Source organism: Neobacillus sp. 204 (assembly GCF_046562815.1).
Taxonomy (GTDB): domain Bacteria; phylum Bacillota; class Bacilli; order Bacillales; family Cytobacillaceae; genus Neobacillus.
Map to the genome: position 1 here is coordinate 1 of NZ_JBJORY010000026.1, position 23,604 is coordinate 23,604.

General features: G+C 40.1%; 20 protein-coding genes and 4 tRNA genes. 1 reads left to right on the forward strand and 23 read right to left on the reverse strand.

The genetic code is table 11. The features are described 5' to 3' along the window. Positions 1 to 184: 184 nt before the first annotated feature. From ACJ004_RS28745 to ACJ004_RS28820, 16 genes are all read right to left on the reverse strand, one after another. Entirely contained in the window at positions 185 to 1,411 is a 1,227-nt protein-coding gene (locus ACJ004_RS28745) for an anaerobic sulfatase maturase (RefSeq protein WP_410896505.1), read from the reverse strand. A gap of 17 nt (positions 1,412 to 1,428) precedes the next feature. After that, positions 1,429 to 3,642, reverse strand: a complete 2,214-nt coding sequence (locus ACJ004_RS28750) for an arylsulfatase (RefSeq protein ID WP_410896543.1) — start codon at positions 3,640 to 3,642, stop codon at positions 1,429 to 1,431. 135 nt (positions 3,643 to 3,777) lie between these two features. Continuing rightward, positions 3,778 to 4,257 carry a 23S rRNA (pseudouridine(1915)-N(3))-methyltransferase RlmH gene (gene rlmH, locus ACJ004_RS28755; RefSeq protein ID WP_410896506.1) on the reverse strand — a complete coding sequence of 160 codons (480 nt, stop codon included), beginning with the start codon at positions 4,255 to 4,257 and terminating at the stop codon, positions 3,778 to 3,780. A 101-nt stretch (positions 4,258 to 4,358) separates the two neighbouring features. After that, positions 4,359 to 4,517 (reverse strand): CxxH/CxxC protein, encoded by a 159-nt coding sequence (locus tag ACJ004_RS28760; protein WP_410896507.1) that lies wholly within the window; start codon positions 4,515 to 4,517, stop codon positions 4,359 to 4,361. Between the two features lie 149 nt (positions 4,518 to 4,666). Then, positions 4,667 to 5,908 carry a S1C family serine protease gene (locus ACJ004_RS28765; protein ID WP_410896508.1) on the reverse strand — a complete coding sequence of 414 codons (1,242 nt, stop codon included), beginning with the start codon at positions 5,906 to 5,908 and terminating at the stop codon, positions 4,667 to 4,669. Between the two features lie 329 nt (positions 5,909 to 6,237). Continuing rightward, positions 6,238 to 7,032 carry an MBL fold metallo-hydrolase gene (locus ACJ004_RS28770; RefSeq protein ID WP_410896509.1) on the reverse strand — a complete coding sequence of 265 codons (795 nt, stop codon included), beginning with the start codon at positions 7,030 to 7,032 and terminating at the stop codon, positions 6,238 to 6,240. A gap of 6 nt (positions 7,033 to 7,038) precedes the next feature. After that, positions 7,039 to 7,839, reverse strand: coding sequence for a two-component system regulatory protein YycI (locus ACJ004_RS28775; protein ID WP_410896510.1), 801 nt, complete (start codon positions 7,837 to 7,839; stop codon positions 7,039 to 7,041). Then, complete coding sequence (locus tag ACJ004_RS28780) at positions 7,826 to 9,148, reverse strand: YycH family regulatory protein (protein WP_410896511.1); 1,323 nt, start codon at positions 9,146 to 9,148, stop codon at positions 7,826 to 7,828. The genes ACJ004_RS28775 and ACJ004_RS28780 overlap by 14 nt, the downstream gene beginning before the upstream one ends. Then, positions 9,145 to 10,971 (reverse strand): cell wall metabolism sensor histidine kinase WalK, encoded by a 1,827-nt coding sequence (walK, locus tag ACJ004_RS28785; RefSeq protein WP_410896512.1) that lies wholly within the window; start codon positions 10,969 to 10,971, stop codon positions 9,145 to 9,147. The genes ACJ004_RS28780 and walK overlap by 4 nt, the downstream gene beginning before the upstream one ends. Positions 10,972 to 10,976: 5 nt before the next feature. Next, complete coding sequence (gene yycF / locus ACJ004_RS28790; RefSeq protein WP_410896513.1) at positions 10,977 to 11,687, reverse strand: response regulator YycF; 711 nt, start codon at positions 11,685 to 11,687, stop codon at positions 10,977 to 10,979. A 191-nt stretch (positions 11,688 to 11,878) separates the two neighbouring features. Next, a complete protein-coding gene (locus ACJ004_RS28795) occupies positions 11,879 to 13,303 on the reverse strand; it encodes a peptidoglycan DD-metalloendopeptidase family protein (RefSeq protein ID WP_410896514.1) in 1,425 nt (474 codons plus the stop codon). A 372-nt stretch (positions 13,304 to 13,675) separates the two neighbouring features. Continuing rightward, positions 13,676 to 13,748, reverse strand: a tRNA-Phe gene (locus ACJ004_RS28800). A gap of 8 nt (positions 13,749 to 13,756) precedes the next feature. Then, positions 13,757 to 13,833: transfer RNA gene (locus tag ACJ004_RS28805), tRNA-Asp, on the reverse strand. Positions 13,834 to 13,898: 65 nt separating this feature from the next. Then, positions 13,899 to 13,970: transfer RNA gene (locus ACJ004_RS28810), tRNA-Glu, on the reverse strand. Positions 13,971 to 14,006: 36 nt separating this feature from the next. Further along, positions 14,007 to 14,082, reverse strand: a tRNA-Lys gene (locus tag ACJ004_RS28815). A 276-nt stretch (positions 14,083 to 14,358) separates the two neighbouring features. Continuing rightward, a complete protein-coding gene (locus ACJ004_RS28820; RefSeq protein ID WP_410896515.1) occupies positions 14,359 to 15,651 on the reverse strand; it encodes an adenylosuccinate synthase in 1,293 nt (430 codons plus the stop codon). Positions 15,652 to 15,844: 193 nt separating this feature from the next. Between ACJ004_RS28820 and ACJ004_RS28825 the strand changes: the two genes are divergently transcribed. After that, on the forward strand, positions 15,845 to 16,774 hold the full coding sequence (locus tag ACJ004_RS28825; RefSeq protein ID WP_410896516.1) for a nuclease-related domain-containing protein: 930 nt from the start codon (positions 15,845 to 15,847) through the stop codon (positions 16,772 to 16,774). Between the two features lie 393 nt (positions 16,775 to 17,167). Here the strand turns inward: ACJ004_RS28825 and dnaB are convergent, their stop codons facing one another. The 7 genes from dnaB to rpsF all read right to left on the reverse strand — a co-directional run bounded on the left by dnaB (position 17,168) and on the right by rpsF (position 23,536). Beyond that, a complete protein-coding gene (gene dnaB, locus ACJ004_RS28830) occupies positions 17,168 to 18,523 on the reverse strand; it encodes a replicative DNA helicase (protein WP_410896517.1) in 1,356 nt (451 codons plus the stop codon). Positions 18,524 to 18,850: 327 nt separating this feature from the next. Continuing rightward, positions 18,851 to 19,300 (reverse strand): 50S ribosomal protein L9, encoded by a 450-nt coding sequence (gene rplI, locus ACJ004_RS28835; protein ID WP_410896518.1) that lies wholly within the window; start codon positions 19,298 to 19,300, stop codon positions 18,851 to 18,853. After that, a complete protein-coding gene (locus ACJ004_RS28840; RefSeq protein ID WP_410896519.1) occupies positions 19,297 to 21,270 on the reverse strand; it encodes a DHH family phosphoesterase in 1,974 nt (657 codons plus the stop codon). The genes rplI and ACJ004_RS28840 overlap by 4 nt, the downstream gene beginning before the upstream one ends. A 25-nt stretch (positions 21,271 to 21,295) precedes the next feature. Next, positions 21,296 to 22,240 carry a YybS family protein gene (locus tag ACJ004_RS28845; RefSeq protein WP_410896520.1) on the reverse strand — a complete coding sequence of 315 codons (945 nt, stop codon included), beginning with the start codon at positions 22,238 to 22,240 and terminating at the stop codon, positions 21,296 to 21,298. 123 nt (positions 22,241 to 22,363) lie between these two features. After that, positions 22,364 to 22,603 carry a 30S ribosomal protein S18 gene (gene rpsR, locus ACJ004_RS28850; RefSeq protein ID WP_098577061.1) on the reverse strand — a complete coding sequence of 80 codons (240 nt, stop codon included), beginning with the start codon at positions 22,601 to 22,603 and terminating at the stop codon, positions 22,364 to 22,366. Between the two features lie 51 nt (positions 22,604 to 22,654). After that, positions 22,655 to 23,176, reverse strand: a complete 522-nt coding sequence (ssb, locus tag ACJ004_RS28855; RefSeq protein ID WP_410896521.1) for a single-stranded DNA-binding protein — start codon at positions 23,174 to 23,176, stop codon at positions 22,655 to 22,657. 72 nt (positions 23,177 to 23,248) lie between these two features. Then, entirely contained in the window at positions 23,249 to 23,536 is a 288-nt protein-coding gene (gene rpsF, locus ACJ004_RS28860; protein WP_410896522.1) for a 30S ribosomal protein S6, read from the reverse strand. Positions 23,537 to 23,604 lie beyond the last annotated feature (68 nt).

The following is a 23,604-nucleotide window of genomic DNA, read 5'->3' on the forward strand; positions in this document are numbered from 1 at the left end:
AATGACTATTGGGCAGTTTTTTTTATACTTTTTTTGGGTATCAGACAACATAACCTTTTAATGTTATTTATTTATTATGGACAGAGCCCGTCCTCATCTAAAACATTTTGGCGAACCTCATTTACTTATGGTACGGTTCACCATGAATAATCAAAATGAGGTATAAAAACCCTTTTTTAGATTTTTATAAACCGCCTTGGTTCATAAGTATTTCTTTAATATAGGAAGCAGGCAATCCATCTTGTAGCAGTTGCTTCATTATTTTCATGTACGGAGTAATATGTGTAAAATATTTTTTATAGGATGCGCATAAATAATTTAATCCTGGTTCATTTTGATCTGAAATGAGAAATCTATGTTTAGGACATTCCCCCTGACAAGCAAAACGAACTTGGCAGCTTCTACACACGGAGGGAAGTGTGTCCCTTTTCTTTCGGCCAAAGGCAAGCTGCGCTGGATGATTTATACTATTTAATAAGCCGTCAGTAATATTTCCTAATCGATATTCAGGATACACGTAATGATCACAGGAAAACAGCTCCCCATTGTGTTCCATCGCTACTGCTCGGCCACACTCTTCTGCAAAAATACAAATTGGTGACGGAATTCCGATCCAAGCAGCTAACGCCCATTCAAAATTCATGACAAAAACGGAACCTGCGTCCTTCAGAACCCACTCATTAAATATTTGAATGAGGAAGTCTCCATACATTTCAGGTTCTACCGTCCAAGGAGTGACTGTTTGTATTGCTTCTTCTACTAAAAAAGAAGGCGGGGCCGCATGTCTTAGAGACAGCTCTGCCGTTCCTTCATTCACTTCTCTTTCTACAATAGGGATAAACTGGATATATTGAATTTCTTGCTGCTTAAAGAAATGATATATTTCCAGAGCTTTATAAGCAGAATGTCTCGTGACACAGGTTAGGACGTTAAATTCGACGTGATGTTTTTTTAACAGGGATATGCCCTTCATGACCAATTCAAACGTAGGTTTTCCCCCACGATCAATCCGGTACTTATCATGAATAGGCTCGGGTCCATCCAAGCTTATACCTACCAGAAAACGTTCGGCCGAAAAGAATTCACACCAGCGATCATTTAATAATGTTCCATTTGTTTGAATCGTATTAGTGATTGGCTTCCCGTTAGCATACTTTTTTTGCAGCGCAACTGCTTTTAGGAAGAAATCTAAGCCAATTAATGTTGGCTCCCCTCCTTGCCAGGCAAAGATAATTTCTCGTGTATCCTGTGAGTCAATATATTGTTTAATATACGACTCTAGAACATCATCAGGCATTCGGAATGAATGATTTTTCGGATAATACACTTCCTTTTCTGTGTAAAAACAGTATTTGCAATCAAGGTTACAGATTGGACCTGTCGGCTTAGCAAGAATGTGAAAACTCCCCAATTGTCTACCTCCTTTCTCTAAAGATAAGAAATTGAACCATTTATATTAATGGAGATTGGATCTCTTTTTTTCTTTTTAAAAAACATCGGGTCATTATACAGTTCAATAACCGCTTTCTGTATTTGCCCGGTAAACGGAAATTCCGGAACTGGGTAGTTAGCGCTCACAGAAGTTAATCGATCCCGGCCTATATCCATTCCCTCAATAGAAATAAGAAATGGTAATGTACGAGGCATGTACCGTGTGCCAACTTGCAGTCCACTGATAGAAAGCTTACCCGTTCCACTCGTTTCTTGACCTCGTTTAAAATCAAATCTTACAGTCGAAGACCCAGTAGGTACTTGTACGGACGATTGAATCATATAGACGGAGCCAACATAATTATATTCATAGAATAGGTAGTTATCTTTAATATATAATGTATAGCCGCTTGAATGATTTCCATGAGCAAGTAAGACTCCTTCTTCTGAAGGATTGGAACGAAAGATTGGAATGGTGATGGAATAAGAAGAAAGGGTTAGTTGTGGAGCAGCAGTTGATGGCAAATGAGCCATTCCAGGATAGAATGTGAACGTTGTTCTTCCCTCCTGCAAGCCGTAATAACCTTTTATAAACGGATTGTCATTTAAAGGAAGAACACCGTACTTCTTCGCTTCTTCCCACCAAATTGCTTGAAGCTCCTTTAATTTATCTGGATACTTATTTGCTAAATTATACTTTTGGGAAAAATCCTGGTTTACATGGTATAACTCCCATTGATCCTCCTGGAAAGGGACTCCTCTTTCATGATAGGTAACAGCCACCCATCCATTCTGCCAAATAGCACGGTGTCCGAGCATTTCAAAGTACTGAGTTTTTCTCTTTGATGGGGCAAGCGGTTCTGTAAATGTATCCAACATACTCACACCATGGAGCGGCATTTGTGGAACACCTTCGTATAGTTTAGGTGCTTCAATGTTTAGGAGTTCTAGTATAGTAGGAGTAATATCAATCGCATGATAAAATTGTGAACGAATGGAACCAGGATCTAGAATACTTTGAGGGCATTGGATGATTAGGGGAACGTGAGTCCCTCCATAAAACGTATTCTGCTTATAATATTTAAAAGGTGTATTACTAACCTGCGCCCAACCTTTAGGATAATTGGGGGTTGTGAACGGACCTCCTATTTCATTTACTTGAGTAAACATCTGATCTACACTTTCTTCAATCCCATTGAAGTAGGCAGAATCGTTAATAGAACCGTTCCAGCCTCCTTCCTGGCTTCCTCCATTATCAGAAAGTAACACAATAATGGTATCACCCATCTTGTTTTTTGAATTCAAGAAATCGAGTAATCTCCCTATTTGCTGATCTGTGTGAGTAAGAAATCCAGCATACGTCTGTTGGAATTTGGTAAACAATAATTTTTCTTTCTTTGTCAGTTCATCCCATGGCTTAATTCCTGGATTACGTTCTACGAGTTCGGTGTACGGCGGGATGATTCCCATTTGCTTTTGCACGTTGAATCTCTCTTCCCTGATTTGATCCCAGCCTTTATCGTATACCCCTTCATATTTTTCGATCAATTCCTTTGGTACCTGATGGGGCTCATGCGTGGCCCCGAAGGCTAAGTAAAGAAAGAAGGGACGGTCAGGTGTAACAGAGAGATGATCCGTCAAAAATTCGAGCGACTTATCAACCAGGTCCTCTGATAAATGGTAATTAGATTTATCAGGTTTGTCTACACGATGATTATCAAAAACTAAATCTGGCGCATACTGATCCGTATTCGCTAATAAAAAGCCATAATACCGCTCAAAGCCTTTTGAGAGCGGCCAGTTTTCAAATGGCCCGCTCGATGCAGCTTCATGACCTGGAACCAGATGCCACTTTCCAACCATATAAGTAGCCATCCCATTCCACTTTAAAATTTCAGCCAAGGTGGCAGCCGAGTTTGAAATTCTTCCTCGTTTATTAGGATATTGAGGCCCCCAATCTATATCCGTTATGATTCCCACCCCCACCGAGTGGCAGTTACGGCCTGTTAGTAGACAAGCACGGGTAGGTGAACACAAAGGGGTTACATTAAAGTTATTGTACCTTAGACCGTTTTCTGCTAATGAATTAATATTAGGTGTTTCAATCTCAGAACCATAACAGCCTAATGCTGAATAACCCACGTCATCCAGAACGATATAGATGACATTAAGATCAGATTTCTTATCTGAGCTCTCGGGCAATCTCCTCATCTCCTTCATACTGCAATATTCAAGGACTACCAAAAAATCGACAAGTATATATTAAGTACTATATTAAAGGGACAATTTAAATATGAAAAAACACTTATAAAAAGAAGCCTTTTTCGGCTCCTTAAAAAACCTCATTTACTTATGATACGGTTCCCCCCGATTAATCCGAAACGCGCGGTATACCTGTTCTACCAATATCAACCTCATCAACTGATGGGGAAAGGTCATCCGCGAAAACGACAGCTGCTCATTCGATCGTTTAATGACTTCTTCACTCAAGCCCAATGATCCGCCAATGACAAAGGCAATTTTACTTTTTCCATAGGTTGCAAGTTTATCTAATGAATCTGCTAGTTCTTCGGACGACTCTAATTTCCCTTGGATCGCTAAGGCAATGACATATGTATCTTGGCTTATCTTTGCTAAAATCCGTTCGCCTTCCTTTTGTTTCACTTGTACCATTTCCAACTCACTTAATATTTCTGGTGCCTTTTCATCAGCCACTTCAATCACATCGACCTTCGCATAGGCCGTCAGTCGTTTTAAATATTCATCAATACCCTGCTTTAAATATTTCTCTTTTAATTTACCAACCGTAATAATTGAGATATTCACAATCCACAGCCCTTTTCAACTTGATTACAAACAGTTTACAAACAAGATATCCACAGAAGTTATCCACATATTCACATTTTTTATCCACATCTTGTATGGAATCACTTGTTCGCCACAACATATGTCGCTAGATTTTGACAATATTCACAGTGTGTTGATAAGTTATCCCCATCTATTTTTGATAATACCGGAAATGTCTCAAATTCATCCACAATCTCATCTAAGGCAATATCCACATGTTCTTCACAGCTATAAATCATTTTTATCGTCAACCTTTCCTTCATTTACTATTTAATGTTATTGTTTGTTTAATAATCGACTGTCATACGAGATACCTCACCAACTTATACATAATAACATAAATAAAAAAAGGAAAGTGACATCTCACTTTCCCGTTTTTTCTGGAGCTTTATTGAGTTGTATCTCCTGTTAATGTTAAGGTAGTTTGTTTCAGTTTCCCATCACGGTAAAATTTAATTTTCATCTGTTCACCAATTTTCTTTTTCTGGTACAAATGCTTCCGGAGATCGATGACATCATTAATTTTTTCCCCATCCATCTCAACGATGACATCCAACTCTTGTAATCCTGCTTGTGCTGCCGGCGAGTTCGGAACGACTTGTCGTAAGGCTACCCCATAATTGATGTTTCGAGGTAGTTTCAGGGCCTCTTCTTGGTAGTATGCAGGAATTTCAGAGACTGATTTTAAATCAACACCCATATATGGACGTTTGACCGTGCCAAACTTTTCAAGGTCGTCAATGATTGGTCGTGCGGAGTTAATCGGAATCGATAAACCAATTCCTTCTACTGCATTTTGTGCAATCTTCATCGAGTTAATTCCAATAAGCTGACCCGCAATATTAATCAAAGCCCCGCCGCTGTTACCAGGATTGATCGCCGCATCAGTTTGCAGTACTTCCGCATTCCAGTCAATTAACCCGTCCTGATTAATATCAACGGGAATCGTCCGCTTTAGTCCAGATATAATTCCTTGTGTGACGGAACCTGAGAAGGTCGCGCCGAGCGGGTTACCAATCGCGATGACCGGTTCGCCTATTTTTAATTTATCAGAATCACCAAACTCAGCAACTTTTTTAATCTTGTCCGCATCGACCTCGAGCACAGCTAAATCAGTCCAGACATCACTGCCGAGCAGTTTAGCTGGAATCTTTGTGCCATCACTAAAGCTTACCTCTAGCTTTGCGGCTCCTTCAACCACGTGATGATTCGTCACAACATAGGCTTTATTTCCTGCTTTCTTATAAACCACTCCTGAGCCCGTTCCGGCTGCTTCTTCCCCTGAATCCGCTTCTTCGTCAGACCAAAAGCTGGTAGACTGGATATTATTGATTCCAACAACTGCATCTGCAGCCTTGTCAACCGCTTTCGTTGTATTGGTAGTCACGTCATAGGCAATCTGTTTTTGAATGACATTCTGGTTATTATTATTGGTAGTCGATTCTACGGCTTTGTTTTCATTTGTTTCAATTTGATAGGGAAGAATCCCCCGATTTGATAGGGCAGGGATGGCAATGATAACTAAAATGGCCCCAAGGATGGCACCAACGACGCTGGCAAGGAAAACCCCACCTCGATTTCCTTTCTGTTCCCTGAAGCGGTTTTGTGAATGATCATCATAGTAACCCACTTTACACCATTCCTCACTTTCCGAAAAGATTGCTATCGTTTATTTTGGCTTATAATAACAATTATACTCGCTCTGCGTTAAATTACTTAAAAATTACCTTGTATTAATAAAAACTTACGACTTTGTTCATAGTTTTTTAATATCTAAAAATGTTAACTTATTTTCATGAGGACAGAATTCCAATTCTGACGGCTGGTCTTGTCCTCATTGAGTGTCAATACCACGAAAAGTGGCATCAAAGTGTTTCCTAGTATATTTAACATCCAGTCACATATAAAAAAAGCGGAGATCTATTGAAGATCTCCACTCACTACTTTGTTTATAAACAACTATACAGCTGTTAAAGCCGTCGGTATTTTCGGGTCGGTATCATAGATTCCGAATTGTTCCCCTACAATCAGACCACGTTCTTGAAGGGTCTGGGTTACCGCCATTTTGGCTAAATCCTTCATGTTATTATCCATACTTAAATGAGCAAGGTAAATTCGTTTCGTTTGATCGCCAACCACATCACTCATCGCTAGAGCCGCGTCCTCATTAGAAACATGGCCCACATCACTTAAAATTCTTCGCTTAATGTTCCAAGGATACCTGCCCATCCGCAGCATTTGCACATCATGGTTCGATTCAAATATATACACATCGGCATTCGAAATAGTTCCCTTCATTCTGTCGCTAACATAGCCCGTATCCGTGATAAGGACAAGTTTTTTCCCTGAATGATGAAACACGTAAAACATTGGCTCGGCCGCATCATGTGAAACCCCGAATGACTCAATATCCACCGATCCAAAACTTTTCACGGTTTCCATATTAAAAACAAACTTTTGCTCGGTTGGAATAGCGCCCACTGAACTTTCCATAGCCCGCCACGTTTTTTCATTAGCATATACAGGCAAATGGTATTTACGGGCAAGAACGCCAATTCCTTTAATATGATCACTGTGTTCATGCGTGACAAATATTCCGGAAAGCTTACTAATATCACGATCAATTTGTCCAAAAAGAGCCTCCATTTGCTTGCCGCTAAACCCCGCATCAACAAGAAACGAATGCTCATCAGACTCCACATAAAGGGCGTTTCCTGTGCTCCCGCTTGCAAGAATGCTATAACTTAAAGACATACGATTTCACTCCACTTTACTTTTTTCATCGCTGTTAAATTGAATAATCTGCCCTTCAAATGCATTCACAAATAGGCTCTCCTTGCCATCGACCTCAAAGCGCCAAGTGGGCGCTAATACTTGGGAGGCAGCCAACTGAATGAGCGTAGAATAACCAAGTTCAATCGCGGTTATATTGCTCTTTGACTTCAACATTCCCTTCTGGTGCAAGGTTTCAATCGCCTTTAACGGCTTCAAAATTTCTTCCTTGTCCGTTAATTTTTCCATTTCCACCAGGTAGGTCTGATCATAGGAGACAATTTGATTCCCTTCACCAATTTTAAAGGTAATCATTCCATTAATATTTTTAAATAAAGGGACATTCCCTGAGATCTGAAAGTAAGTGATAGATTGATCCTTTTCACTTTTCTCCCCAAATTGATAATCCTCGCCAAAAAGGACATTGTCATTTAAAAAAGCAGACAGCTCGGCTGGTTCAAACTTTGCAGTGATCTTCAACGGCTTTTCTAATGTAACATGGAGCGTGGTACTTCCGGTTCCCCTTATCACCACTGACTGTCCCTTCAGCTTATCAACATCCTCCTGATTAAACACTTTCGGTTTGGCACTAAGATACTGGGCTTGAATGGGATCCTTGGGAAGGTCCACATATTTGATTTCATCTGCTTTTAACTTTTCTTCAAACGAGGCTTCCGTAATGAACTCATATTTATTAGCATCACGGATTTTCATGAATTGATATAAGAGATAAACATCTAAGATTAAGAAGGTGATAATAAAAATAGTCTTTATCTTACTCCAATCCATGCTGCGTACCTCCCAGGTCTTCCATCGTAATTTCTCCCCATGATTGATCATAGCGATAGAACCAGGTAGGTTCTAAGACGATTAGTTTATTCTCCTTTGAATCCCGTTCCATCCGATAGCCCAAGATCATTTCTTCAAGAAGGCCTGGTTTAAAATTCTTTTTGTTTTGTAAATATTTCAAGGCGTCGTGTCCTGAAGGACGGGTCACCTTTACCATCTCCGTTGTTAATGGTAGCTCTAAGGCAATATTGGGCCGAATATACTTATTGATTTCATCGCGCCCCCACACCTCACTAATCTCAGAAATGCCATTTCCATTAAAAACAGGATAGCCATCCATGCTATATAAACGAAAGGTTACAGAGTGGGTATATTCATTTTTATAAACATAGCGATAGGGATCTGTCCAACCGCCATGTTCATTGACAAAATCAATGCTTCGTTTCACTAAATCATAGGAACTGTTGACATAGTTCTCTTCTACAGTCGGATTGACATAGCGAAGGAGATTGCTTTCAAAATTGACCGTCATTTTACTAGAATCGTTTGTGTACTCTTCTCCTGAAGGAACAAAGCTTTTTTGAACAAAACTAGGGTCGCTAAAAAGGGCCTCTTTGAATTCTTCAGAATCCAGGGTAACAGGTAAATATTTATAGGTCGTCATCTCAGTGACCGTTTCCGGAAGAAAAATGGTCCGCTTATCGGATGCTTCAAAAGCAAAATGACGTGGATATTTTTCTGCCTTCATATAAAAATCACGTTTAAATTCACTTAAATTAGCTGAAGATATGTGACTAATATAAACTTGCTGGCTCTCTGTGGAAACAAAGTAAACAATTCCATTTTCCTTTGCCGAATTCTCCACATTGATAATAATCCGATTGAAGTTGAAGGAAGGTATTTTTTTGCCCTCGATCGTTAATACACTTCGATATAACTCAATCGGCACGTCACCTGGAAAAATAATTTCCGTATTGCCGCTGCCAGAGATTAATTGCTTGATATTTTTAACTTCGCTCGTATATTTTTTTACATCAAAGAAGGACCAACCGCTGATTTCCTTAATTACCTTTTCAATTTCACCTGTGTTGTTAGTCCCGTAATGCTGACCTTTCATATGGTAAAATAGCTGATCAGGTCTGACGATTTTTTGGACCTCTTGTTTTTCACTTAAAGTGACCTCTTCTACATACTTGTTACTTTCCATCGTTTCGTAGTTCGGTTGGTAGGTCCAAAGGTTCCAAGTTAACAAAATACTAACCAATACTAATACAATCAAAATCCCTGATTTAATATTTTCGTATCTCATGACCATTCATCCTCTTCAGAACGTTCATACGGGAGTGAAAAGGAGATTTTCGTTCCTTTCCCTTCCTCACTTGTTACCCAGATTGCCCCGCCATGAGCATTAACCATTTCCTTTGCAATCGCCAGACCAAGGCCTGTACCGCCTAATTTTCGAGTTCTCGCTTTATCGACACGATAAAAGCGGTCAAAAATCTTTCCAATATTCTCTTTTGGAATTCCCACCCCTTGGTCTGAAATGCTGACTATAATTTGCTCATCCTTTTCTTTCATTGAAAAAGTGACTTGTCCGCCTTCTGGTGAGTACTTTAGGGCATTGGAAATAATATTGTATAAAACCTGTGTCATTTTATCTTCATCAACTTCAACAAAGATCGCATGCTTAGGGAGCTTTCGTTTAAAGGTAACATTTTGTTCCTTAGACATTTCAAACCTGTCAATGATGCGATCGAAGAAATCAACAAAGTTAACCCACTCAATGGTAAGTCTATAATCAGTACTATCCATCTTGGAAAGTTGGAGGAGGTCATTCACCAGGCGAATCATTCGCTCTGTTTCAGTCCGCGTCACCTCTAAAAAGTTCGGGGCAATCTCCTCATCCCGCCAGGCTCCATCTGCCAAGGCCTCTAAGTAACTCCTCATCGTTGTCAGAGGTGTTCTTAGTTCATGGGATACATTGGCGACAAACTCTCTCCGTTCCGCATCAATTTTTTCTTGGTCGGTTATATCATGTAGAACGGCAATTAATCCATTGACAAAGCCTGTCTCCTTTTGAATAACAGAGAAGTTTGCGCGCAAGAAATACCGCTCTTTATTGGTACTATAATCTAAAATGATGGAATCCTTTTCTTCCAATAAATCCTCAAAGGAATTGGTATCATCTAAATCTAGTAACTCTACGATCGGCTGTGTCAGCACTGTTTCACGTGAAACATTCAGCATTTCTGCCGCTGGTTCATTGATCAAAATCACACGGCCTTTCCGGTCCGTTGCAATTACTCCATCGGTCATATAAGACAAAACAGAGGAAAGTTTTCTACGTTCCCCTTCAGTCATGGCCTGTGCTTCTTGCAGCTTCTTCGTTAAATTGTTAAATGTAATCGCCAGAGTACCAATTTCATCATTGCCATAGACCTTTACTTTTCTTGAAAAATTACCCTTGGTCATCGCTAATGCCTGCTTCTTCATATCAGCAATTGGCCTAGTGATGGTTTGAGCTAACAAAATGCCCAACAAAGCGGTAATAGATAAGGCAATCGCTGTACCCGTGGCAAAAATCCGATTGATCGTTTTCATTTGTTCAAAGACATTCTCAATTTTAGCCACCAAATAAATAGCACCGATGACCTTTTTCCCAGACTTAATCGGTGTAGAGAGGACCCATATCCGATGTCCAGTTTGTTTATCGATATTAATGACACTTTGGTCCTCTTCTAATACCATTGATTGTTTCACCTGAAGTTTCGTGGTCCGTTGGCCAACTACCCCTTGGTTACTCGGATGGGAGGTACCTAGAATTTTAAGGGACCTGTTTTCAATCACCTGAACTTCTGAAATGTCACCTGCATCAAAGTCTCTTAAGATTTTTTTGATATCTTCTTCGAGTGTTGGATCTTCAGGCGTTCTCTCCTTCTCCATTTCCTCAACAATGTTATACGCAAGCAAATCAACCCGTTGTTTTAACGATGTTTGGAAGTTTGTCCGTAATGTTTCTTCCAGTTGTTTGACAAAATAAACACCGATAATTTGCATGGCCACTAATATAAGGAGGACATAGATGATAACAAATTTTACGTGTATAGAGCGAAAGAAACCAACCTTTCTCATTCTTTTTACTCCTGTTCAGGATTGCGCAAATAGTATCCTACCCCGCGCCTTGTAACAATCCATGTTGGATGGCTAGGGCTGTCCTCAATTTTTTCCCGCAATCTTCTAACTGTAACATCCACTGTCCGTACATCGCCGTAGTAATCGTAACCCCAAACCGTTTGTAAGAGGTGTTCCCTCGTCATCACTTGACCGATATGCTTGGCCAAATAGTAAAGTAATTCAAATTCACGGTGCGTCAATTCAATCGTCTCACCGCGTTTGGAAACGATATAGGCATCTGGATGGATCGTCAGTGAGCCAACTTCAATTTCATTCGTTTCATTTTCCGCATCTGGCGGTGTCAGCACTTGTTGGTGACGGCGTAAATTAGCCTTTACGCGGGCAATTAATTCCCTAGTACTAAACGGTTTCGTCACATAATCATCAGCACCCAACTCAAGTCCTAAAACTTTGTCAATTTCAGAATCCTTCGCCGTCAGCATAATAATAGGCATTTCATACTTCTTACGAATTTCACGGCAGACTTCCATTCCGTCACGTAAGGGAAGCATAATATCTAAAAGGATTAGGTCTGGCTGTATTTCCTCAACCAACTCGATTGCTTCGTTCCCGTCATAAGCACAATAGACCACGTATCCTTCTTTCTTTAGGTTAAATTGGAGTATATCAGCAATTGGCTTTTCATCATCGACAACAAGAATTTTCTTTTCCATACCATCGCTCCTTTTCATTTTGTTGTTTCAATCTATTTAATCAAATATTACTAGAAGTCATAACTATACTATTTTACTGTATCATGTTATTCGCATAAATTCACCTATAACCATTTGGTAAGACTGGTATTACAATTTTTTCCTTTCACAAAAATAGGAAAAGTCCCTAGTCATAACTAGAGACTCACCTTTTATCTTAAATAAGAAAGTGGATTTACCAAGCTGCCGTTTTTATACACTTCAAAGTGCAAATGTACGCCTGTAGCATCTCCTGTAGCTCCCATTACTCCTATCGCGGATCCTTTTGATACCGTCTGGCCTGCTCTAACCTTAAGCGATGACATATGGCCATATAGCGTACGGAAACCATTTCGATGGTCAATCACAATTTTATTACCATAACCGCCGCCCCAGCCTGCAGAAACAATCACGCCATTATCAGCTGCCTTGATTGTTCTGTTACTTGGCCCGGCAATATCAATCCCTTTATGCATTTTGCCCCATCTAGGACCTTGCTTACTGGATACATATCCACCAACGGTTGGCCAGGCAAAGGTACCATCACCGCGCGAAGGGATTACCTTTGTTCCTTTAATAATAATCTCATTAACTGGCTGTTCAAGGATCGTTTCATTTACCTCATCCTTGTTTAAGGTTACACCATTTTGTTCAGAGATTTTATAGGTAACTGTGCGTGCTCCAATTTTACCTTCTTGTTTTACCTTTGTTTTTCCTTTTAAAAGGGATTTGTCCTCAACCACTTTCTTTTTAAAAGGAATTTCTTCTTTTTTGTTTACTTCTTTTTCAACAATCACTTCAATAAATGGTTTTGGAACGGTCATATTAATTTTTTGACCAATCTTAATTAGTTTATCCCCGGTTAGTCCAGGATTCATCGCTAAGATGTCCGCCAGCTTCATATGATGATCATGGGCAATGGTTTCGAGCACATCGCCTTTTTGAATGACATATTTCTTTTCCTCTAGCGTCCCTTTTTGTAAGAAAGTAACTGCCTCTTCAGCAGACATAATTTTTCTTGGAGCAGTATCCTCATTTGAAAATGAAACATTTTTAGATAGTCGTAGGTCTAATAAACGAGTCTCATTTTCTTTCAAGGCTGGTAATGTCGAATTACCTGAATCTTTTCTGGCCTTAAGTTCAGCTAATTGATCCTCTGGCACGTATTGATGGATCAACTTCTTCATGACTTCTTCCGCCGATGTTTGATTATCTACATAAGCGACTGATTTCCCGTCAATCATGATAGCTGTTGCCTCCGTTTGGAGCTGGAAGATATTTCTGATGGTACGAACGGTTTCTGTCTCGTCTTCAGCAATTGGAAATACTTGATAAGGAATGTTTTTCACCTGCTGAGCGATAGTAAGATCAGTGTCGCTTACTTTTTCAGCAATTATTTTATTCACTACATCCTTATCCGTAACATTGCCTATATATGTACCTTCAAGGTATACATGATAATCCTCCGCTGATTTGGTTGAATCAGCAAACGCGACAGGACCATAACTCAAGGCAATCAGCGCTGATGCCATGGTGGTCACAATGGTCGTTTTGAGTAATAACTTTTTTGTTTGTGATATCTTATCTAAAAATAACATTTTTCCTCCCTAAACCACGGTAAAACCCTCTTAATCTATGTTTATACTATTAAAGAATTTCCCAGAATTTTAGACCGTATTTACTTTACCATAATTTTTTGAAAATAGATTAATAGTCTCTATAATGTAACAAAAATGTATAATTGCTGATATTTCCCTACTTTTGCTTGAAACATTTTTCTGTTTTCATTTTAAAAACCAGGGGGGAAATCCTATTAAATCAGGGTTTTTTATAGTCCGGAAGGAGGAGCTTAATTATTACAATTTTCGACAGGAATCTATTGTTTTTTGGTAAATTGAGGATTGTTTTTTACAACAAGGTTACAAATGCATAAAAAAAAGAAACCTGCATCTGCAAGCTTCTTTTTTTTATGGCTCAGGACGGAATCGAACCGCCGACACAAGGATTTTCAGTCCTTTGCTCTACCGACTGAGCTACTGAGCCACTTTATATGGCGGTCTGGACGGGACTCGAACCCGCGACCTCCTGCGTGACAGGCAGGCATTCTAACCAACTGAACTACCAGACCAAAATTTAATTGATTGTCAGCAAGGAAACCGTCCTTGCCAGCCTTTTGCTGACAACCAAAAGCCATGACCCCTACGGGATTCGAACCCGTGTTACCTCCGTGAAAGGGAGGTGTCTTAACCACTTGACCAAGGGGCCATATATTGAAAGTTATTTTGCTAAGGCAAAAAACTATGGTGAGCCATGAAGGACTCGAACCTTCGACCCTCTGATTAAAAGTCAGATGCTCTACCAACTGAGCTAATGGCTCGTACAAAAATAATACTCTAACCTATTGCTACGCCGGATGCCCACGCCTCAGAAAGCTAATTCAAGCAGCAACTCGGCGTGTGCCCTGATGCTGTTTCAATGAAGCTTATTCGGTCGTGCTCTACCAACTGAGCTAATGGCTCGTACTTGTTGTCGTATCGTGACGACGCTTTTTATAATATCACGGACTATCAACTAAACGCAATACTTTTTTAAAAAAAGTTTCTAAAAAGTTTGAAGCCCTCAAAAATGAGGGCTTCATTTGCTAAGTTAAGCATTAAATTTGTCTCCATGGGCTGCGGACGACATTTGTTTGATTACGATCTGGTCCCACTGAGAATGTAGTTAATGGAATTCCAGTTAGTTGGGTCACACGTTCCACATAATGACGTGCATTTGCAGGCAATTCGTCTAATGTTTTAACTCCCGTAATATCTTCTGTCCAACCTGGAAGCTCTTCATAAACAGGTTCGCACTGTGCTAATACCTTCAAACTTGCAGGATATTCAGTAATTAGCTCACCGTTGTAACTATAGGCAGTACAGATTCTCAACGTTTCAATCCCTGTTAAGACATCAATCGAATTAAGCGACAGATCGGTTAACCCGCTCACACGGCGAGCATGGCGAACAACAACGCTATCAAACCAACCAACACGACGAGGACGACCTGTTGTGGTGCCATATTCACGGCCAACTTCACGGATACGATTGCCAATTTCATCATTTAATTCTGTCGGGAATGGCCCGTCACCAACACGAGAGGTGTAAGCCTTGCACACTCCAACAACATGGGTAATTTTAGATGGTCCCACCCCGGAACCAATTGTAACGCCACCAGCAACCGGATTAGACGAGGTTACAAATGGGTAGGTACCTTGGTCGATATCAAGCATGACCCCTTGTGCCCCTTCAAAAAGAACCCGTTTGCCTTCATCCAATGCATCATTTAAGACAACGGATGTATCACAAACATATTGTTTAATTTGTTGACCATATTCATAATACTCGTCGAGGATTTCTTCCTTCGTAAATCCAGTTGTTTCATAAATACGCTCAAACAAACGGTTTTTCTCTTCCAAATTACGTTCAAGCTTTTCTTCGAAGACATCGCGTTCAAGCAAGTCAGAAATTCGAATCCCAACGCGAGCTGCTTTATCCATATAAGCTGGACCAATACCTTTTTTGGTTGTCCCAATTTTATTTGCGCCCTTACTTTCTTCTTCGACCGCATCTAGTTTTAAGTGATATGGAAGGATCACATGTGCACGGTTACTAATACGAAGATTATCGGTTGTAATGCCCTTTTCATGTAAATAAGCAAGTTCTGTAACAAGTGCCTTTGGATCAACAACCATTCCATTTCCAATAACACAGATTTTTTCTTTATAAAAAATTCCAGATGGAATTAGGTGCAATTTGTACGTTTCTCCGTTGAACTGTATGGTGTGGCCTGCATTATTTCCTCCCTGATAACGGGCAATTGTCTCGGCATTTTCAGAAAGGAAATCTGTGATTTTCCCCTTACCTTCGTCTCCCCATTGCGTCCCAACAACTACTACTGATGACATATAAGGCACCTCCAAATTAAATACGTTTTTCTTTTTTCCATACACAAGTTTACCAAGTTTTATGGCTAAAAGCAAACTAAACACGAACATTTATATAAATATATAATATTATGTTCGTAAAATATTAATTTATGACTCTATCTTGTAAACTTTGATATTTTTCCATAAAATAGAATTATAGTTTCTTAAAATAATGAATAGGATGTGGAATATGCTCATTAAGCCTCGTTTAGAACCACTGAAAATTATCCTTTTGAGATCTTTAAATGCGCGAATGCATTTGACAGATAAGGACGTCAGTAATTATACAATCCTTAAAAAGGGCTTTGAAGGGGAGCAAAAGAGTGATGTATGGTTAGAAGGGCTATCAGAGGGATGGTTGGTCCTCCATGATTTATTACTGGAGTATAACAATTCTAAATTCCAAATTGATACGTTACTTATATCTCAAGATAAGATTTACCCTCTGGATGTCAAGAATTTTGAAGGCGACTACTATGTTGAAGGTGATAAATGGTATACGAGTGCTAAAAAAGATATGAAGAATCCTGTACACCAGCAGGATCGTTGTGTGATCTTACTTCGTTCATTACTCCGAGAACTTGGCTATCCTTATCCGCTTGAACCGTATCTCATCTTCAATAACCCTGAATTTCACTTATATCTAACCTCAATCAATCCATCACTTGTTTTTCACTCTCAATTGAACCGTTTTTTGAAAAAGCTAAATGCAAGGCCTGTGAATCTAAATAAAAGACACTACAAATTGGCTGAACAATTAGTTGCTATCCATAAAGTAGAGCCACCTTATCCGTACTTACCAGGCTACCATTATGAAGAACAGGAAAAAGGAATTCTATGTCCACGATGTTACTTCTTTTTTTCTGGGATGCAAGGATTGATATTGATGTGTGGCCATTGCGGATGCACAGAAGGAGTGGAGTCAGCTGTTTTGCGCAGTGTAACTGAATTGATGCTTCTATTTCCTGATCAAAAAATTACCACAAAGATCGTTCAGGATTGGTGTAAGATTATTAAGTCAGAGAAAACTATTAGGAGGATCCTTTTAAAGAACTATAAACTAAATAGGAATGGCAGGTCATCTTATTATAGTCAATCCTAAGTCGGTGATTATACTCTATTCGTTACCGATAATTCTATTTTTCGACCATGACGGGCACGATTACACTCTATTCGTTACCGGTGACTCTCTTTTTCGACCATGAACGGGCACGATTACACTCTATTCGTTACCGGCGACTCTCTTTTTCGACCATGAACGGGCACAATTAACTCTATTCGTTACCAGTGACTCTCTTTTTCGACCATGACGGGCACGATTACACTCTATTCGTTACCGGCGACTCTCTTTTTCGACCATGAACGGCACAATTAACTCTATTCGTTACCAGTGACTCTCTTTTTCGACCATGACGGGCACGATTAGCTTCTTCTATTTCATCCTCAACCCACAAAAAAAAGGCCAGCCAATTAATTTTGGCTAACCTAAATAAATCTACGCACCCGGAGCATCATTATACCGGGTCTCGAGGTTGACGAACTTATTGTATTCTTTTACGAAGGCCAACGAAACGGTTCCGGTTGGGCCATTACGCTGCTTAGCAATAATGATTTCGATAATATTCTTATTCTCGGATTCCTTATCATAGTAGTCATCACGATACAAGAAAGCAACAATATCGGCATCCTGCTCGATACTACCTGATTCACGAATATCGGACATCATCGGGCGCTTATCTTGACGCTGCTCCACACCACGGGAAAGCTGAGAAAGGGCAATAACAGGGACTTTCAGTTCACGGGCTAACTGCTTTAGGGAACGAGAAATCTCGGAAACTTCCTGCTGACGGTTCTCACCAGAACGGCCGCTTCCTAAGATTAACTGCAAGTAGTCAATTAAAATCATTCCAAGCCCATGCTCTTGCTGCAACCGACGGCATTTGGAACGGATATCACTGATGCGAACGCCAGGCGTATCGTCGATAAAAATCCCTGAATTAGAGAGACTTCCCATCGCCATGGTCAGCTTGCCCCAGTCTTCGTCGGTAAGAGAACCGGTACGAAGCCGCTGGGCATCGATGTTGCCTTCCGAACAAAGCATACGCATAACCAGCTGTTCAGCACCCATCTCGAGACTGAAAATCGCGACATTTTCACCCGTTTTTGTCGCTACATTGGCAGCGATATTTAAGGCGAAGGCCGTTTTACCCACAGAAGGACGGGCTCCGACAATGATTAAATCATTTCGCTGGAATCCCGCTGTCATGCGGTCTAGTTCAGCAAATCCAGTTGAAATCCCGGTAATGTCCCCGACGCGGTTGTGCATTTCCTCAATATTATCATACGTACGAACCAGCACATCTTTGATATTATGGAAGGCACCAGCATTCTTTCGCTGGGCTACAGCCATAATATTTTTCTCGGCTTCACTTAACAGAGCCTCAACTTCATCTTCACGGGAATACCCGTCGGAGGCAATGCTGGTTGCGGTGCGAATTAATCTTCTAAGTAATGATTTTTCTTCTACTATTCTCGCATAATACTCAATATTTGCGGCCGTCGGAACAGAGGCGGCCAATTCCCCTAAATAACTAACCCCGCCTGTATCCTCGATCAGTTTGGCAGCTGAAAGTTCCTCTGTTACCGTGACGAGGTCAACTGCTTTTCCTTGATCATTCAGATTAAGCATAACGTTAAATATTTTTTGGTGGGAAGCACGATAAAAATCCTCAGGAATTAATATTTCTGAAGCTAATACTAGAGAGGAAGGCTCTAAGAAAATAGCCCCTAAGACAGCCTGCTCAGCCTCAATATTTTGCGGCGGCATGCGATCTGCATATAAGTCATTCATATATCAAAAAACCTCCTATCATGAAGAGGATGAGTTATTATTAAGGCTCTTTTCGTAAACTTTGTTATTTTGGAGCTATATAAGAGTCATTTACTTTAGGCAATTTTCGCATATGTTCTTACGAAAAGATGGCACGATGCATCTAGTTATACGGGTTAATGAACTTATACGAAAAACAACAATCTATGCGAAAATAGCCATATTAAAGTTGTAAACTAGCATATCCAAAAAACAAAAAGAAAAAAGTGACCAGTTAAAACCGATCACATCGTGTTGATTACTTTTCTATTCTATCATGTTCCTGAACAATTCACATTGGAAAAATTTTTATTTTACTTCGGTAACAGAAACAGTTAAGGTTGCAACCACATCGTGATGAAGTTTAACCGGAACCTTCGTGTGGCCAAGCGTGCGAATCGCATCGGCTAATTCCATCTTACGTTTATCGATTTTGATTCCATGTTTCTTTTGTAATTCTTCCGCAATTTGCTTTGTCGTGATGGAGCCAAATAAGCGGCCGCCTTCACCGGCTTTAGCTGTTAATTGAACTGTGACTTGATCCAATACTTCTTTTAATTTTTTTGCTTCCGCTAATTCTTCCGCAGCTGCCTTTTCTTCTTTCTTCTTTTGGGCATCGAGCGTACTAATGTTAGCATTATTTGCTTCCTTCGCTAAACCTTGTTTAAGTAAAAAATTATGGGCATAACCGTCAGCTACATTCTTGACTTCACCCTTTTTTCCTTTACCTTTAACGTCTTTTAAGAAAATTACTTTCATTCCTTTTTCACTCCTTCAAAATAATCATCAATTGCTAGCTTTAATTTGCTTTCCGTTTCTTCCACCGATAAACCCGTAAGTTGTGTGGCTGCGTTCGTCAGGTGCCCGCCGCCTTTGAGGCTTTCCATGATGATTTGGACGTTGATGTTTCCAAGGGACCGTGCACTGATGCCAATCACCCCTTCACTGCGTGCTGAGATGACAAAGGAAGCAATCACACTATCCATCGTTAACAAGGTATCCGCTGCTTGGGCAATAATCACTTGATCGTTAAACTCATTTTCAGTTCCTTTTGCAATGGCAATCCCATCGCGGTAAAAGGTAACAGACTCAATTAACTTGGATCTCTTAATATATGTATTCACATCTTCCTTCAAAAACTTTTGAACGAGGATCGTATCTGCTCCATGCGCTCTTAGATAGGAGGCCGCATCAAACGTCCTTGAGCCTGTTCGTAATGTAAAGCTTTTGGTATCGACGATGATTCCCGCTAAGAGGGCGGTCGCCTCAATCATTTCAATTTTACCCCGTTTTGGCTGATATTCAAGAAACTCTGTCACTAGTTCTGAAGTCGACGAGGCATAAGGCTCCATGTAAACAAGGAGTGGATTGGCAATAAAGTCTTCGCCGCGGCGATGGTGATCAATGACAACCTTATTGTCAATTTTATTGAGAAGCTTTTCTTCGATGACCATGGACGGTTTATGCGTATCAACGACAACGAGCAAGGTTTTTTCAGTAGCGATTTCAAGCGCCTCTTCTGGTCCAATAAAGCGGGAAAACAATTGCTCTTGCTGGCGAATTTCCGTCATTAGCCGTTTAACAGCATTGTCAATTTCCTGTAGGTTAACAACGATATAGGCATCTTTCTGATTCATTTGTGCGACTTTATAGATACCAATGCTCGCACCAATCGAATCCATGTCTGGGTTTTTATGCCCCATGATGATCACTTTATCACTTGCCATAATTAAATCCCTTAAGGCGTGCGAAATCACTCGTGCTCTAACTCTCGTACGCTTTTCGATTGGATTAGTTTTGCCGCCATAAAACTTCACTTTGCCATTTGGCAATTTAATCGCTACTTGGTCGCCTCCTCTGCCTAAGGCTAAGTCCAAGCTCGATTGCGCTAATCCTCCCAATTCTGGCAGAGAAGTCACACCTGTTCCGACACCAATACTTAAGGTAAACGATACATTTTGCTTAGCAGTCATTTCTCTTACTTCATCAAGAATCGTAAATTTACCTTTTTCCAGCTTTTGAAGAATCCCTTCACTGAACACAGCAATAAATCGTTCCGAAGTAATTCTTTTTAAAAATATCCCATTATCCTGCGCCCATTTATTTAGGATAGAGGTCACCAAATTATTGATGCTCCCGCGCATTTGATCATCCATACCCTGGGTAAGGTCATCATAATTATCTAAAAAGATAATCGAAATAACCGTCCGGTCATTTTGGTACATTCTCTCGATTTCTTTTTGTTCGGTGACATCGAAAAAGTATAAAAGCCGTTCCTCGCGTTTATGGATGACACGAAATTTCCGGTCATGAAGGGTAATGATTTCTGTTTCTACTTCCTGTTTAATTAACGGTATCAAGGTATCGGCCACATCATACAGCGATCTCCCCACCAAGGTATCTTCATCAAAACAAGAGGCTAGAAATGGATTTGTCCATTCAATATAATACTCTTCATTAATGAGCATAATCCCGATTGGCATTTCCATCAATGCCTCTTCGCCTACTCGTTTAACGCGGTAGGAGAGGGTCGAGATGTACTCTTCCATTTCCTTTCGTTGGCGGCGATCGACCACAAACATATAGTAAATAGGAAATAGCATTAATAATAGCCCTGCTACACTTAATATCCGGTTATATAGATACAGGACAATGAGCAGTACCACTGTGACAGCAATTAACCCATAAAAAGGGTAACGAATGGACCGCTTTTCTAAAAATGCAGGCAAAATTTTCAGCTCCTAGTCGTGAATCTTACTCTTTCTTTTCAAATTGCTTTCGAAAATTAAAGCCTAAATCCGTAATGCCTAATAACATTATTATATAACGGACCAGCGGAATCATGAAAGTAAGAATTACAACAAACACACCTAGCCCCTTAGCAACGGACTTTTGGTGGAAAAGATAAAATAAAAGCGAGACACCCTGCAGGAGGATAAACGTCTCTAATATCGACCTCGCATTAATTAAAACAGAGTATATGTAGGTACCCTCTTGCGGATGAAATAAGAGCATCGCCCCTAAGGAAATTAAATAATACCATAATAGGCTTTTGGGGAGGGCAAGATTGCGAAAATGGCCCCATGGCTGAACATTGACTCCAAACCTCTTCGCAATAGGAAAACAAAGCCATTGGATAATAAAGGTAAGCATAATAGAAGCCATAATTAAGGCACTTGGCGCAAGCGTCACGATTTGCTTAAGTATGAGGGCATTTCGCTCTTTCAACCGTTCTATTTGGTCTTCTCTGCCCATTGCTTTCAGCATTTCCTCAGAGCTTTTAACTGATTCATTTAAGGCCACTGTTAGTTCATGGATAATATCTATTTTCATAAAAGCGACCACGACTGCATACATAATCACTAGTCCAGCCATAATGGTGAGCGAACTGGCAATCAATATAAAAGTTCGACTCTTGCCTTTTTGGAGCAAATAACCAATAACTACACCGGCGGATCCGTAAATAAGCATGATGCCTAAACCCATTAAAGAGCCGGCAATAAATGAAATAAATATTGCTGCTAAAACGAATGCGGCAATCAGTTTCAGACTATTTTTATAAGAAAAGATAATAAACGGAAGCGGCAATACCAGATTGACAATCGCCCCTACGATGGGTACATATATGGTTATTAATAGCAGTGCAGCAAATGCTGCCAAGAGGATCGCACCCTCCGTTAGCTTGCGTACGTCTTTCACACTTTCACCCCTATACATTTCGACACTATTCTTTATTTTATCGAGATAATCGGTTCTACACAAGTTTATGAGGATAAGAAAAAGGCAGCAGGGAGAACCCTTACTGCCTTTTCCGTCTATTTATTATTCACCTGCAACAAATGGAAGTAATGCCATTTGACGTGAACGTTTGATTGCAACTGTTAATTTACGTTGGTATTTAGCGCTAGTACCAGTTACACGACGTGGTAAAATCTTTCCACGCTCAGAGATAAATTTCTTAAGTAGATCTACATCTTTATAATCGATTTTAGTGATACCATTTGATGTGAAATAGCACACTTTACGACGTTTTGCGCGACCGCCTTTGCGTCCTCCTGCCATGAAAATTCCCTCCTTTTTTCTTATTTTTATGATCGTTCATTTAAGGTTGGTTTAGAATGGAAGGTCGTCATCGGAAATATCAATTTGACCATTACCTGCAAACGGATCTTCATCCATTCTTGTATAACCTTTATTTGAATTTTGATTTGGACGTTGATTCTGATTGCCGCCGCCATATGGAGACCCTTGTGGTTCCCTTGGAGGAGCACCGAATTGATCGTTATCGCCTCTTCCACCGCCACCACCAGATGCGTTTCTAGGTTCTAAGAACTGAACACTTTCTGCTTGAACTTCAGTAACGTATACACGCTTACCATCTTGTCCTTCATAGTTGCGGGTTTGAATGCGGCCATCTACACCTGCAAGGCTTCCCTTTTTTAAGAAGTTTGCCACATTTTCAGCTGGTTTACGCCAAACAACACAATTAATAAAGTCTGCTTCACGATCACCTGACTGACTAGAAAATGGACGGTTAACTGCTAAAGTAAAGGTAGCAACAGGGACCCCATTTGGTGTATAACGCAAATCAGGGTCTTTTGTTAAACGGCCAACAAGTACGACACGATTCATCATCAGAATCAACTCCTTTTCTTCCAGAAAATGTTTCATGTGAAACATAAACACTAGAAAAATTTATAATCTATATTATGCGTCTTCTCTAATTACTAAGTGGCGAATGATATCTTCGCTGATTTTTGCAAGACGAGAAAATTCTTGAACTGCAGCAGCTGAAGTTGTTGTTTTAGTGATTTCGTAGTATCCGTCGCGGAAATCGTTAATTTCATATGCTAAACGACGCTTACCCCAATCCTTTGTTTCAGCAGTTTCCGCTCCGTTTTCAAGAAGAATAGAATTAAAACGCTCAACAAGAGCTTTCTTAGCTTCATCTTCAATATTTGGGCGGATGATGTACATGATTTCGTACTTATTCATCACAGTCACCTCCTTTTGGTCTAAACGGCCCATTTGGGCAAGGAGCAATTATTAATTACTCACAAGTT